Below are 13,345 nucleotides of genomic sequence, written 5' to 3'. Positions count from 1 at the left end.
ATCTTACGGTGTTGGCGGCGTCTCGAAGGCGCGCCAGTTGATCGCTCGGAGGTCGCCGCGCTGATAGGGCTGCGGCACGCGCTGTTGGGCCGGCATCGATAGCTGCCGATGCAGCACCGGAAATGTCCGCGCCAGCGTTCCGTTGGTGGGCGGATCCTGCGTATCGGTCGCGGTCAGGCTCACCAGACGATAGCCCGATCCGAACGCCCGCTCAAATGCGCCGGGCTCGAGCTTCCGGATCGTGTTCGGATCCTCGATATCGCCAAAGGTCACGATCATCGGCGTCCTGTTCGGTTGAAAGCTGCCATCGGCCTGTATCGATTCCGGCAGCAGGCTTCCCGAGATCGGCCTCTCGTCGAGCTGGTTGTTGATGGTAACGAACACGTAGCGCCTGCCGCCAAGATCGGCGTAGGGCGCTTCGCCCCGCTCGGAGGTCGCGCCCTTCACCGCGGCCGGGTACCACCATGGTGCATGCGAGTGGACCATCTCGATCACGGAGGCGCCGCGTGCCGTGCCGGATGGTGTCGCCACCTCGATCGAAATCTTCTTGCGGATCGGTTTTGACGTCGACGATCCGCCGAACACCAAGAGATAGCCGCCGCCGAGCGCGAGCAGCCAGATCACCAGGCGCCGGACCGCCCAGTTGAGCAGGTTCGTCCGCGGCATGCGCTGCTCCGCTCTACCCGGCGCGTTGTGCCGAGGCTGACGCCCCGTTGAGCGCGCGCGGCGCAGCGCGTCGCTCCTCGAGATAGGCGTTGCCCCAGCTCCACAGCGAGCGGATCACGGGTTCGAGCGAACGCCCGCGCGCCGTCAGCGAATACTCGACGCGCGGCGGCACCTCCGGATAGATCTCGCGGTGAATCAGGTCAGCGGTCTCCAGCTCGCGAAGCTGCCGCGTCAGCATGCGCTGTGAAATCCGCGACAGCCGCCGCCCGAGTTCGTTGAAGCGGATGGTATCGCCGAGCAGGTGATAGAGGATCACGGCCTTCCACTTGCCGTCGATCAGATCGAGCGTCGCCTCGACGGGGCAGCCGGCCGCACAATCATAGCTCTTCGCATCGCGCCCCTTCATGGTTCACTCCCTGATACTACCGGACATTCCTGTGCGTAATTGTCAGCGCCCAACTTAGCGCGCAACGTTGGTCCCGCAAAGCCGAACCTTGCCGATCAAGGCCGGGCCGGCGCGCAACGACACATCAACGGCAACAGGGAGGGGACCCGCGTGAAGCGAGGGATTTTGTTGATCGCCGCGATGACGGCGAACGTATTGCTATCAGCTGCGCGTGCGGACGAGCCGGCGGTCCGTGCCGAGATCGTGGCGCGGTTGCCCGAGTCGGTCGGCAACATCGCCATCACGCCGGACAACCAGCTGATCTTCAGCCATCACCCGTTCTTCAGTCCGGAGATCAGGGTCGCGAAGCTGACGTCGCCGACGACATTCCAGCCGTTTCCAAGCGCGGAGTGGAATACGCCGCGGAAGGGCACCGACCAGTATCTCGACAACGTGCTCGGGCTCCGCTCGGACGAGAATGGCGTGGTCTGGATCATCGACATGGGATTCCGCACCAACATCACGCCGAAGCTGGTCGGATGGAATACGCGCAGCGACCGGCTCGAGCGCATCTATTACATGCCGGATCCCGTGACGCGGACGGGGTCGCAGCCGCAGGACATCGTGATCGACCAGAAGCATCGCAAATTCTACATCGCCGACGAGAATATCGGCCCGGGCGGCGATGGATCGCATGCCGCGATCATCATCATCGACATGGACACCGGGCGCGCCAGGCGCGTGCTTGACGGAGACCGTTCCACGATCCCTGAAGACCTGCCGATCACGGTGGACGGCAAGGATCTCACGGTGTCGGGCAAGGACGGCAAGCCGTCGATCATCAAGGTCGGCTGCGACGGCATCACCATGGATGTCAGGTCGGAATGGGTCTACTTCGCGCCGCTCAGCGGCCGCTCGATCTACCGTGTGCGGGTCGCCGATCTCAACGACGAGAAGCTGACGCCACCCGAGCTCAGCGCCAGGGTCGAGCGCTATTCAGATAAGCCGAACAATGGCGGGCTTTCGATCGACTATGCTGGCAATCTTTATCTGACCGCAGTCGAGAGCAAGTCGGTCGGCGTCATCGGGGCCGATCGCAAATATCGCACCTATCTGAGCGACGCGGAGATGGTCTGGCCCGACGGCATCACGGCGTCCGCGGACGGCTACATGTACGTATCGGCGTCGCAGATCTCCGCGGCCGCGATGTTTCACGGCGGCAAGGGCGAGAACAAGGCTCCGTATCTGATTTATCGCTTCAAGCCGCTCGCGGCCGGCTACGTCTCGCGATGAGTGCGGGCGCAGCGTGTTGACGACGACGCCCGGCCTGTTTTGCAGGCCGGGCGACAATTGCAATCACGAACTCGCCGGCCGGTCGCGCAGATTGAGCTTGCTCCTGTCGCCGCCGGCCCAGGCCAGCGTCTTCGGGTCCATCACGCGGAACCAGAGCGGCGGGATCGCAGCGAGCCCGAATATACCGGTGTAGCCGTTCGGCAGCCGCGGGATGTCGTCGAAATCGCGCAGCGACTGGTAGGGCCGCATCGGGTTGGCGTGATGGTCGGAATGACGTTGCAGATGGAACGTCATCAGGTTCGAGACGATGTGGTTGGTGTTCCAGGAGTGGCGCGGCTCGACCGCCTGGTAGCGGCCGTTCGGCAGTTTTTCGCGCAACAGCCCGTAGTGTTCGACATAGTTGGCCTGGGTCAGCGCATACCAGCCGAGGAAATGATGCGCGACGATGAAGGGCGCCACCTTCCAGCCGAACAGCGCGATCAGTATAGCCGCGACCACGAATGTCAGCGCAAAGCCCTGCAGGATCTCATTGTTGACCGACCAGACCGGCTCGCCGCGCCTGGTCAGCCGCTCGGCCTCGTTGCGCCAGCCGCGCTTGAAGGCGCCAGGCAGTTCGCGCAACGCGAACGCATAGATCGATTCACCGAACCGCGCGCTGGCGGGGTCTTCGGGGGTCGCAACCCAGGTGTGGTGGCCGCGATTATGCTCGACGCGGAAGTGGGCGTATCCCACCGCACAATTGGCGAGCGTGCCGAACAGGATGTTGAGCCTGTCCGGCTTGTGGCCGAGTTCGTGCCCGATCAAGAGCGCGCCGCCATTGATGGTGCCGACGCCGAGCAACAGCGCGACATAGGACCACCATGGCAGCTCCTGGGTGCCGAAGAAGGCGATCAGGGCCACGTAGTTCACCCAGGGAAACACCACGGTGAAGCGCGCAAGCCGCAGATAATAGGGGTCGGCCTCCATCGCGGCGACCACTTCCGCCGGCGGATTGTGGGTGTCCTCGCCGAACAGGACATCGAGCAGCGGGATCAGGATGAAGATGAAGACGAAGGGGATCAGCGTCACCAGCGGATTGTGCGTCCGCAGGAACAGCCAGTAGGACAACAGCGGGATCAGCGGCGGGATGAACGACAGCATCCACAGATAGCGTTTGCCGTCCCGATAGGTGATCGTTTCGCCAGCGGCATTGGTGCCCGTGAAGATCATCGCATTCCCTCCAGCATTTCTCGTCGCGTCGGCATTCGCCGTTGTTGCATCAAGAATGCCGCGAGGCGGGCCTGCGCCGCCAGTTCACAACAGGCCAAATTTGTGGCATTTTGCGCCAAGCTCATTTCGTCAGACAGCCGGGGGAGGCGGCCGACGCCATGCAGGGATCTGACACGGATGCCCTCCGCGCGCCGGTCACCGTGAGCTATGCGCGGGCGCTGGTCCGTGCCTTCGGCAAGACGCGGGGCGAGCGCGACGAGCTGCTGAAGGGCACGGGAATCCAGCTCGAGGCGCTCGATCAGCCGGGCGCGCACATGCCGGTGTCCGGGCTGGTGGTGCTGGCCACCAACATCACCCGCCGGCATGGCGAGCTGTGGCCGTTGTCGGCCGCTTCGGTCTGGTCGACATCGCTGCAAGGCGCGCTCGACGTCGCGACCCGGACGGCACCGACCATCGAAGACGCCTTGATCACCGGCGCCCGCTTCGGATCGACCCGCGCGCCCTTCATCCGCAACCGGCTGCGCCGCACCGCGCGCGCGATCCAGATCGAAATCTCTCCCGCGGTGGCGATGGATGACGCGCTGTGGCATGCCGTGGCGCTGGCGGTCAGCCTCAACGTGCACGCGGTGTACACGCAGCTGCTCGAGGATGCGATCGGCCAGGCGACGCTGCAATTTCCCTGGGCCCCGCCTGCGGACGCCGAGCGGCTCGTGCCGCATTATGCCTGCGCGGTGAAGTTCAACGCGGCCGCCTTCCTGTTCGACGTGCCAAAGGCGCTGTGCGCGCGGCCGTCGCCGTTTGCCGATCCGGAATTGCACGCCAAGGCGATCGAGGCGCTCGAAGCGATCGAGAAGCCGCGCTCGGACAGCGAGGCGCTGACGCGGATCGTCGAGAATCTGATCGCGTCGCGCCTGCCGCAGCGGCTCGGCGAGGAGGAGGCCGCGCGCCTTGTCGGCACCTCGCGGCGCACGCTGGTGCGTCGGCTGGCGGAGGGTGGCAGCGCCTTCCGCCCGCTGCTCGACGGCGTGCTGCGCGAGCGCGCGAGGGTGATGCTCGCGGCGGACACGCAATCGCGCGACGAGATGGCGGCGGCGCTCGGCTACACCGATGCGACGAGTTTCAGCCGGGCGTGCCGGCGGTGGTTTGGCGAGAGGAGCGTGCGGGGCTAGCGGATCGGCGCGTGCGCGGTTCGCGTCGTTTTCGTCGCCGGGTAAGGGAACGCCTCCGACTGCGCCGGAGGCGTTCGGCGTTCTCACGGCTGCAGGGCTTTCATCACGACCTCCTGCACAATCTGGCTGCCTTCCGGCGTGGTCCAGTTTCCTGCAAGCTCGGCGATCACTTGGTTGGTGCTGGTCAGCGTGGCGCCGCCCTTTTCCATTCGCCGCAGCGCGATATCGTCGGCCATTTTGCTTGGCGAGCCGCCGGCGTCGGCCACGACCTGGACCTCGTAACCATCACGGACGAGGCTCAGCGCCGGGAAGACCGTGCAAACATCGTTGGTGACACCTGCGATGATGAGCTTGTTGCGCCCGGTCGCCTTGACGGCCGCAGCGAAGTTCTCGTCGTCCATGGCGTTGACGATGCCGACGCGCTTGATGCGAGCGGTGAACGCGGCCGGCAGGATGAATTGCAACTCGCTCAGCAACGGCCCTTGCGCATATTCCTCCATGCTCGAGGTCAACACGACCGGCAGCTTCAGGATGCGGGCGGTGTCGGCCAACATCAGCGCATTGCGTTTCATCTCCTCGAACGGGATGGAGTGCACCCAGCTCATGGTGCCGACCTGATGGTCGATCAGCAGCATCGCGGCATTGGCGGCATTGAATCGTTCGTAATCCATCATGCTTCTCCTTTTGACGATCGCGAACCTCAGGCGCTCAAGGCGGGGTAATCGACGTAGCCCTGCGCGGCGCCGCCAAAGAAGGTGTTGCGGTCGGCATCGTTCATCGGCGCATTGGCCTTCAGCCGCGCAACAAAATCCGGATTGGCCAAGACCATCTGACCGTAGGCTTCCAGATCGGCCAGCCCCGAAGCCACGTCGGAGCCGATCCGGTCGCGCGGGCGACCCGGCCGGTTCAGGACCAGCGGCTGCTTCCAGAGCTTACGGATGTCGCTCAGAAGCGGGTCGTTGCCCTGGTGCATGATGTGCAGATAGGCGAGGCCGAGCTTGTCGAGTTCAGCGACCAGATAGCGGTAGAGATCCGGCCCCTCAGCGCCTTCGTCGATGCCCCACATCGTCGTCCCGGGAGACAGGCGGATCGCCGTCCGGTCCGCGCCGATCTCTTCAGTAATCGCGGTGGCAACCTCGATGGCGAAGCGTGCGCGGTTTTCGACCAACCCACCATATTGATCGGTGCGCGTGTTGGCGCTCGGCGCCAAGAACTGATGGAGCAGATAGGCGTTCGCGCCGTGGATCTCGACACCGTCGGCGCCGGCCTCGATGGCGCGACCCGCCGAGGTGCGGAAATCCTGAACGGTCTGGCGCACTTCCACGGTGGTCAGGGCGCGCGGCGCGGGGATGTCCTGCATGCCCTTCGCGGTGAACATCGGCGCCCCCGGCGCTATCGCTGACGGTGCTACGCCCTGACGATGATGCGGCGTGTTGTCGGGATGCGACATGCGCCCGGCGTGCATGAGCTGGATGAAGATGTGGCCGCCCGCGTCGTGCACGGCCGAGGTGACCTTCTTCCAGCCGTCAGTATGCGCGTCGCTATAGATGCCCGGCGTGGTGAGATAGCCCTGTCCATCGTCCGAAGGCTGGGTGCCTTCGGTGACGATCAGGCCGACGCCGGCGCGCTGGGCGTAGTATCGGGTGGCCAGATCGCCCGGCACGCCCGCCGCATCCGCTCGGGATCGGGTCATTGGCGCCATCGCTAGCCGATTGGGCAGCATGTAGCGGCCAACGCGAACGGATGAGAACAGTTGATTCATGGGTGAATTCCCTCTCAAGAGTTGATGAGAGGGAAGATGGGCTATTCATTTTCGGGATAAATATGATAAAGCTGAAATGATTGATCCATTTATGGAGCAATGATCAACTTGGAACTACTAAATGACATGGCGCTGTTTGTTGAGGTTGTGAAAGCCCGGAGCTACCGCCGGGCGGCCCAAACGGTCGACGTGCCCAACTCCACTTTGTCACGGCGGATCAGCGGCCTCGAGAAGGCGATCGGGTTGCGGCTTCTGCACCGCACGACACGCAAGATAGAACTGACCGAAGCAGGCCAGATCTATTTCGAGCGTTGCAGGCGCATCGTCGATGAGGCGCGACTCGCACACGAGCAACTCGGCGAGATGCTTGCCCAGCCGAACGGAGTCTTGCGCGTTTCTCTGCCCGTGGATTTCGCCACGACCTTTCTTGCGCCCGAGTTGGCGGAGTTCTCCCACCGCTATCCCGGGATCAGCTTCGAATTCGACCTTACGCCGCGGCGAGTCGATCTGGTGGCCGAGCCGTTTGATGTGGCGATCCGCATGGGCGAGTTGCCGGATTCGACCCTGATCGCGCGCAAGCTCGCCGAGCTTCCGCGCTATCTATACGCCTCGCCGCGCTATCTCGAACGCTCTGGAGAACCGAGCGGACCCGCCGACTTGGAAGAGCATCAGTGCCTCTGCTTCCCGAGAGGCGACGCCTGGACCCTGCACCGCGGAGCGCAAACGGTGGAAGTCGCCGCCGGCGGCCGATTCCGGCTCAACAGCATCGGCATGATGCGGCGCATGGCGGGCCTGGATTTGGGCATTGCCATGCTGGCGGAAGCCATCGTCGCCGAGGATTTGAAGGATGGACGGCTGCGCCGGGTGCTGCCGCAATGGCAGGCTGCGCCAATCTCCGTGCACGCCGTCACCGAGACGCGTTTGCTGCCAGCGAAAACCCAGCGCTTTATCGAGTTCTTGAGCGAGTGCCTGAACCGGACTTGATCCATCGACGTGAGGCGGCGCTTGCTTGCCATCTCGGGCTTCGTCGCCGAAGAGCAATGTGCCGATGCGAACGCCGCGGGTCGCCGAACCCCACCGCTCTTATGATTATGAAACTCCGCCGTAGAAACCGAGCGGAGCGCCCCGCATGAAATCGCAGATTCGGAAGTGGCGCGCCTCGGCCGATGAAGATGGGCAGTATTGCTTCAGCCGTGGCACAATGACGCGGCGGTCGCGGTCACGAGCATTGCCAGGATCATGATCCGGTTTCATACTCTGAAGGCCGGAAAGCGGAGACAGCGATGCTGTTTCGTCTCGCATTTGCTTTTGTAGCGATGGCGGCGCTGCTGGTTGCTCCGATTGACGCCGTCGCGCAGGACATGCTGCGCGATGTCGACCTCAACAGTCCCGACATGACGACGTCGGAGATGACGCGCGCCGAGGTCGACACGCTTCTCGAGGCGGCACGTCAACAGCCGGCGAACCGACGCACGGCAGATTTGGAGGGAAAGCGGCTGTCGCACCTCGATCTCTCGGGGCTCGACTTCTCCGGCGGCAATCTTCGCCTCGTCAAACTCAACCGCACCAGCCTGAAAGGCGCGCGCTTCGACGGGACAATCCTGAACCAGGCCTGGCTCATCGACGCAGATTTGACCGGGGCATCCCTCGTCAGGGCATCGCTGCTCGGCACCCAGATGCAACGCGCGAGGCTTGGCGGCGCCGATTTGAGCGGCGCTCGCATCACCGCCGATCTTTCCGGCGCCAGCCTGATCGGGGCCAAACTTGCGGGCGCCGATTTGAGCGCTGATATGCGCAACCAATCGATGGGCATGATGCGCGGCGTGCTCAATTCCGCCGATCTCCGGAATGCGGATCTGAGCGGCGCCAATCTCTCGCGCGCCGATCTCGAATTCGCGAAGCTGCAGAACGCCAATCTGGCAAACTGCAACCTCAGCCGCGCCAACCTCGTGGGAGCCGACTTGTCCGACGCCAATCTCGCCGGCGCCGATTTCACCGAGACCGACCTTGCGTCGGCCCTCCTGCCGGGCGCGGCGGCGCTGGCCGATACCCGCAATCTGGACAAGGCCCGGAACTTGAACCTGGCGCGGCGCCCAAACTAGCAGGCGAATTGCAGTGCCCAGCAACTGGACTTATGCTCTGCGTTGAGAACCACGCTACCGCTCATCGTGCGGCGGGCAGGACCACGGTGGATGGTTGCATGTCGCACCGGAGGTGACGTCATGACCATTTCTCCCACACTGCACAAATATCTTGCTGCCGAAAACATCGCCTACGACGAAATCCCGCACGTGCTCACGATGTCGTCCACCCATAGCGCCCAGGCATGTCACGTCTCAGGCGATCGCCTGGCCAAGGCGATCGTGTTGCGTCGCGACGGCGGCTACATGCTCGCCGTGCTGCCGGCCTCGCATCACCTCAGGCTTGAGGATCTGAGGGCGAGATTCGGCGACGATATCGCCATGGCCACTGAAAGCGAGATCGATCGTCTGTTCGCCGACTGCGCGCACGGGGCGGTTCCAGCCGCCGGCATCTGTTACGGGCTTGACGTGATCGTCGATGACAGCATCGAGATGCAGCCCGACGTCTACATTGAAGCCGGCGATCATGAGACGCTGCTGCATCTCGGTCGTGCGCAATTCGCACGCCTGACCGCCAACGCACTGCGCGGCCGCATCAGCGCGCACGACTGACGCGCTAGATGGCGGGACCAACTGTCGGTGCGCCCTGATCAAGGCGCGGCCCACATGCGGTCACGCCCGATCTGCTGTATAGTTGCAGGCGAGGGGGCTGCTGCCTTGCAAGGGAGGTCCTCCATGAAGGTCAAGGACGTGATGCATAAGGGCGTCGATTGGGTGAGCCCCGATACCCCGATCGCCGAAATCGCAAAATTGATGCAAGGGCACGACGTCGGCTGTATTCCGATTGGACGAGACGATCGCCTGATCGGGATGGTGACGGATCGCGATATCGTCTGCAAAGGTGTTACGAGCAAGGACTTCAACCCGGCGCGCGCCACCGCGCGGGATGTGATGACCGAAGGCATCCACTGCTGCCGGGAAGACGACGATCTGGCAAAGGCGGTGCATCACATGGAGACCCTGAAGGTCCGCCGGCTGCCCGTCATCAACAAGAGCAAACGGATGGTCGGCATGATCAGCCTGGGCGATGTCGGCCACTTCGCCGGTGCCGATCTCGTGTCCCAATGCATGAAGGGCGTGTCGGCTCATCATTGAGGCGAGGCCGGTCTGCCGGAAACGACCGGCAGATCGGCCGGCACCGCGGTCGCACGACAGAACGTCACGATGAATCTAGAGCGTGCTCAATACTTCCGGTTGCTGCGGGAGAAGCCGATCCCTGTTGCACCGACGCATCAACTGTCGAGCGATACATTCATGCCGATGGAATTTCTTTTGACTGATCGCGGACGGCCCGTTTTGCTGTGCCCATTATGTTTGACGCAGCGATTTCCATACTTTTCATTGTGAGTGTTGGCATCCTCCTCGCTCACGCGATCGATGCGTTCAGATCGTGACATCAGGCAGCAGTCTGCGTGAGTTAAGCGGACTATCAACCAGTGACGCCTTTGGCGAAATCAACCACTTCGCTCGATGCCAGACGGGTATCAACCCAGCCGACCTTGCCGCACGCGGCCAATCGCATGGACGGCTATTTGCCGTTCAAAACCTTTGCACAAACCGGGACGTCCTGACGGCGCGGCGTCTAATGATGCCCGAGTATCGAGAGGACGCGCTGGGCGGTGCTGCGGTTGGCCGAGCAGCTTGTGACCGGCTTCCTGTCTGGGGCCTGACCCGTCGAGGCAGGGTGTTTCAGGAAAAGACGCCGCCGGTTTCAAAAATACACGCCCGGCGGCGTTTCCTTCCTGAACTGGGACACTGAAATCCCCAGCATGGTCTCCATTGCAGCGCCCATGCCAGAGCGGTTCAGACTGGCGGGACCTGACGGCAGGTCGTGAGGATGAACCCTGCCTTGCTGCATTGCCACTCACTGCCGAGCGCAGCGCTCGATACCGGGTGAGGAGCGGCCATCGCCATCAAGATGACAGCCGCACCGGCCAGCAGACTTACGACCACCAGCATGCGTACTTTGTGGGTCCACATCGTCGTCGCTCCCTTGGGTCAGTGGGCCAGAAGCTTTGTGCCGGACTGCGTCGCGATCGCGTGCTTCCTGTCGGTCGCTCTCTGTTGGCGAGCGAGACCGAGATTCTGGATGTACTGCCGTATCCAGAGACCCAGGTCGGCGGAACGCCTGATCTGTGCGGTACGCAAAACCTGGTCGAGATCCTGGAATTTGATGCCGTTGTCTTGCTGCATGGCTTTACCCCGGAAATGTTCAGGTGATGAAAAACACTGATGATGCTGAGCGCCGTTTGTTTCGGGCTCGCTTCGAGGGGCAGGAAATGATGTTTCATTCACGCGGAGGTTATTAGGCGGGTGGGCGGGCGGCCCAAGGCACTCGCGCCCGTGGTTCACTGGCGCGCTCGAAGAGCCGGCAAGATATTGATAACATGAATATTTTCATTGTCGTCGTCGCGAACCGCCCATTTTGGGGGCGACACCTATCCTCCCGTGGCCCCGATGGCGATAAGTGAAAAGTCCGGTGCCGTATGTCGAGTCCAGTGTCGGGCCAGTTGCATAGGCGAGCGCGGCTTGGTCGCGCTCGAACCTCAGTCGCTCTTTCTCTGCCTCGATTTGCCGCATCTCGATCGCGCGCTGCTTATCAAGCTGCATTCTTTCAAAGGCGCGCTCATTTCGTGCGCGCAGATCGGCGTCGTCGAGGACCTCACCGCCAGGCCCGTAGATGTGCTCGATGTCTCCCGTGATGACCCGCACCTGCTGAGCCGGCGATGGCGACGTGACAGCCAGACAGATAGCGATGAAGATTGCTGCTCGGAACACGCTAAATCTCCCAAGCATTATGGTGTGCGAACCTGATGCAAGTCCCGACTTGGCGCCGTTTCAACATGACGGCATTCACGACGTCTCACGTTCGCGTTCCGCGAGCGGAAGCAGGCTCGTGACGAGCATCGTTGCCGTGACTTGAACCGTTCACAACCGCCGGGCCGGACTTGAATATGCTGGCGTCCACCGGAGGCTGGAAATGAGCTCTGTGCTGCGGTTACGCAGCTTCGTTGACGCTCGCGATCACGGTCCGCATATCGGTCGCCAGGTCGCGATAGCGCGCACCCAAGCGCAGATATAGTTCGCGACTGCTCCCATCCTGCACACGGCTAGCGATCATCTCGCATTCGGCCGCAAGAACCTCAAATCGTTCCAGCTTTGCATGGAGAGCAGACATGGGGCGCGTCCCTGACTGATACTGAGGGAGTGCGACGCTACTCCTCTGATTGCGTCTGATTAAGCATTATTATCGGGTAGAACTAAAATTCTTGCCGCGCCGCCATTTCGGTCATAGTCGCTGTCGCTCTTCCGGGCACCGCTGACGAAAGGGGGCACAGGGGGGCGGCTCATGGAAATGGTTACATGCCTGCGCCGAGTTCTCTTTCTGAGAGACGCCTTTCAAGGGTGGCAATGGTTCCCTTGAGATTATCGTACCGCTCGTTCAGCGACCTCGCCAAAATCGGATACCTTCTGTCCGATCGGTCGGAAATCCCCGCGCGCACTTCCTCGGCCGTGATGTCGTCCTGGATCGTCTGACAGGCGAGGATCAGATCGGCCAGTATTTTGCTGATCGTCAACTCTCGTGGAGTGCTTTCGCGGGCTGTCTCAAAACGAGGATGCATGTTCATCTTGGTGCTCCGAATGTTTGAGTTCGGCACACCGAGAATGGTTGGCGCCGAACTATTCACGCATGCGTCGCAAGTTGCTTGCCAGTGTCGGGCCCGTAAGAGCACGGTCGGAGCGGTCGCACGCGGGCTCGGCGCCGGCGGCGAGCTCGCTCCGGATTTTTACGGTGGAGAACACTGCCCCGGCAGATCTATTCTCGGCGCCATGTTGGAATGCAAGCGCCTAGCGTGGCGCGCTTGTAGTCTCGAGCTGCAGTCTGATCTCCAGCTGTCTCGGCAAACCTGACCGCGGCCTCCAGGTCTTGAGCCGCAGAGGCGCTATCACAGAACAGGCTGCGAATTTCAGCCCGGTATCGATATGTCCTGTAGTTCATCGGGTTGTACTGAAGCGCCAGGTTGTAGTTATTTTGCTCCTCGGTGGCACCTCGGCGCGCTTCATCAGACTGACTGTTGAAGTTGGCCAGGCGATTGAGCGCCTGGAGTGTCCCGAGCTCCGTGTAACGTAGAGACATCGCGCCAAAGGTCGCTGGGAGTGCTTCGTCCGACGAAGGGAGTTGCTTCAACGGGGCAAGCGCGCGTTCAATTTCAATCTTCTTGTATTTGATGGCGTTGCTGTAGTCCCGCAGGCTTTGGAACGCGCTCGATATTTCGCCGTTGATCGGAGCGACAGAGGCGGCCGGGAGTCGTCGATCCCCGAGCAAGTTGAGGCATGCCCGTATCTTTGCCTGAGGAGGCAAGACATCGCGACATTCCTTGTCGACCACACGCCACTCGTCCCGTGAATGCGCCGTCGGCCGCGTCTGCGAAGCGGAAGGCAGCACAATAACCAGTGCAAAGAAGATCGCTAATGTGCGACCGCGACTTGGGCCATCCATTTTATCTCCTCGCCGTTAGCCCGATCTCGACCCGCCGCCGGATAGCCGAAGCGGGTAGGAGCGTCGTCCTGGGCGTTGTTGCCGCGCTCACCGGGCACAGCCCAGAGGACGTCGAGCGCATCTTGCAGGCGCACGATCTCGGCGGCAAATTCGAGTTGGCAGAGCAGGCTGTGGTGGAGCTTGAGCAGCAGGTTAGCGAAACGTAAATTGCAAGCCGGT

At 62.5% G+C, this 13,345-nt stretch carries 17 protein-coding genes; 7 read left to right on the top strand and 10 right to left on the bottom strand.

Annotated features, from left to right (window positions below):
* Positions 1-3: 3 nt before the first annotated feature.
* Together WDM24_RS24475 and WDM24_RS24470 are read right to left on the bottom strand one after the other, a co-directional pair.
* The gene (locus tag WDM24_RS24475) at positions 4-666 is read right to left on the bottom strand and encodes a hypothetical protein (RefSeq protein WP_338827344.1); all 663 of its coding nucleotides are present in this window, start codon (positions 664-666) and stop codon (positions 4-6) included.
* Between the two features lie 13 nt (positions 667-679).
* A complete protein-coding gene (locus WDM24_RS24470; RefSeq protein WP_338827343.1) occupies positions 680-1,072 on the bottom strand; it encodes a helix-turn-helix domain-containing protein in 393 nt (130 codons plus the stop codon).
* A 150-nt stretch (positions 1,073-1,222) separates the two neighbouring features.
* Here WDM24_RS24470 and WDM24_RS24465 point away from each other — a divergent pair, with 150 nt between their 5' ends.
* Positions 1,223-2,344 carry an L-dopachrome tautomerase-related protein gene (locus WDM24_RS24465; protein ID WP_338827341.1) on the top strand — a complete coding sequence of 374 codons (1,122 nt, stop codon included), beginning with the start codon at positions 1,223-1,225 and terminating at the stop codon, positions 2,342-2,344.
* A gap of 63 nt (positions 2,345-2,407) precedes the next feature.
* Here WDM24_RS24465 and WDM24_RS24460 read toward each other — a convergent pair whose 3' ends face one another.
* Positions 2,408-3,553, bottom strand: coding sequence for an alkane 1-monooxygenase (locus tag WDM24_RS24460; RefSeq protein ID WP_338827339.1), 1,146 nt, complete (start codon positions 3,551-3,553; stop codon positions 2,408-2,410).
* Between the two features lie 158 nt (positions 3,554-3,711).
* Here WDM24_RS24460 and WDM24_RS24455 point away from each other — a divergent pair, with 158 nt between their 5' ends.
* The gene (locus tag WDM24_RS24455) at positions 3,712-4,722 is read left to right on the top strand and encodes a helix-turn-helix domain-containing protein (RefSeq protein WP_338827338.1); all 1,011 of its coding nucleotides are present in this window, start codon (positions 3,712-3,714) and stop codon (positions 4,720-4,722) included.
* Positions 4,723-4,805: 83 nt separating this feature from the next.
* Here WDM24_RS24455 and WDM24_RS24450 read toward each other — a convergent pair whose 3' ends face one another.
* On the bottom strand, positions 4,806-5,393 hold the full coding sequence (locus WDM24_RS24450) for an isochorismatase family protein (protein WP_338827336.1): 588 nt from the start codon (positions 5,391-5,393) through the stop codon (positions 4,806-4,808).
* A gap of 29 nt (positions 5,394-5,422) precedes the next feature.
* A complete protein-coding gene (locus WDM24_RS24445; RefSeq protein WP_338827334.1) occupies positions 5,423-6,484 on the bottom strand; it encodes an alkene reductase in 1,062 nt (353 codons plus the stop codon).
* 126 nt (positions 6,485-6,610) lie between these two features.
* Here WDM24_RS24445 and WDM24_RS24440 point away from each other — a divergent pair, with 126 nt between their 5' ends.
* The 4 genes from WDM24_RS24440 to WDM24_RS24425 all read left to right on the top strand — a co-directional run bounded on the left by WDM24_RS24440 (position 6,611) and on the right by WDM24_RS24425 (position 9,720).
* Positions 6,611-7,468, top strand: a complete 858-nt coding sequence (locus WDM24_RS24440) for a LysR family transcriptional regulator (RefSeq protein ID WP_414645622.1) — start codon at positions 6,611-6,613, stop codon at positions 7,466-7,468.
* A 299-nt stretch (positions 7,469-7,767) separates the two neighbouring features.
* Positions 7,768-8,586, top strand: coding sequence for a pentapeptide repeat-containing protein (locus WDM24_RS24435; RefSeq protein ID WP_414645621.1), 819 nt, complete (start codon positions 7,768-7,770; stop codon positions 8,584-8,586).
* Between the two features lie 120 nt (positions 8,587-8,706).
* Positions 8,707-9,177 carry a YbaK/EbsC family protein gene (locus tag WDM24_RS24430; protein WP_338827331.1) on the top strand — a complete coding sequence of 157 codons (471 nt, stop codon included), beginning with the start codon at positions 8,707-8,709 and terminating at the stop codon, positions 9,175-9,177.
* Between the two features lie 123 nt (positions 9,178-9,300).
* On the top strand, positions 9,301-9,720 hold the full coding sequence (locus WDM24_RS24425) for a CBS domain-containing protein (protein ID WP_338689633.1): 420 nt from the start codon (positions 9,301-9,303) through the stop codon (positions 9,718-9,720).
* Positions 9,721-10,623: 903 nt separating this feature from the next.
* Here the strand turns inward: WDM24_RS24425 and WDM24_RS24420 are convergent.
* The 5 genes from WDM24_RS24420 to WDM24_RS24400 all read right to left on the bottom strand — a co-directional run bounded on the left by WDM24_RS24420 (position 10,624) and on the right by WDM24_RS24400 (position 13,015).
* Positions 10,624-10,818, bottom strand: a complete 195-nt coding sequence (locus WDM24_RS24420; protein ID WP_338827330.1) for a hypothetical protein — start codon at positions 10,816-10,818, stop codon at positions 10,624-10,626.
* 204 nt (positions 10,819-11,022) lie between these two features.
* Entirely contained in the window at positions 11,023-11,403 is a 381-nt protein-coding gene (locus tag WDM24_RS24415; RefSeq protein ID WP_338827329.1) for a hypothetical protein, read from the bottom strand.
* A gap of 220 nt (positions 11,404-11,623) precedes the next feature.
* Complete coding sequence (locus WDM24_RS24410) at positions 11,624-11,803, bottom strand: hypothetical protein (RefSeq protein ID WP_166297240.1); 180 nt, start codon at positions 11,801-11,803, stop codon at positions 11,624-11,626.
* A gap of 181 nt (positions 11,804-11,984) precedes the next feature.
* On the bottom strand, positions 11,985-12,254 hold the full coding sequence (locus WDM24_RS24405; RefSeq protein ID WP_338827328.1) for a hypothetical protein: 270 nt from the start codon (positions 12,252-12,254) through the stop codon (positions 11,985-11,987).
* 188 nt (positions 12,255-12,442) lie between these two features.
* The gene (locus WDM24_RS24400) at positions 12,443-13,015 is read right to left on the bottom strand and encodes a hypothetical protein (protein WP_338827327.1); all 573 of its coding nucleotides are present in this window, start codon (positions 13,013-13,015) and stop codon (positions 12,443-12,445) included.
* An 83-nt stretch (positions 13,016-13,098) separates the two neighbouring features.
* Here WDM24_RS24400 and WDM24_RS24395 point away from each other — a divergent pair, with 83 nt between their 5' ends.
* A complete protein-coding gene (locus tag WDM24_RS24395; protein WP_338827326.1) occupies positions 13,099-13,332 on the top strand; it encodes a hypothetical protein in 234 nt (77 codons plus the stop codon).
* Positions 13,333-13,345 lie beyond the last annotated feature (13 nt).

It is taken from the genome of Bradyrhizobium sp. 27S5 (assembly GCF_037217225.1).
In the GTDB taxonomy this organism is placed as follows: domain Bacteria; phylum Pseudomonadota; class Alphaproteobacteria; order Rhizobiales; family Xanthobacteraceae; genus Bradyrhizobium; species Bradyrhizobium septentrionale.
The sequence above is the reverse complement of the archived record's forward strand: the minus strand, read 5'-3'. Positions and strand labels throughout refer to the sequence as shown.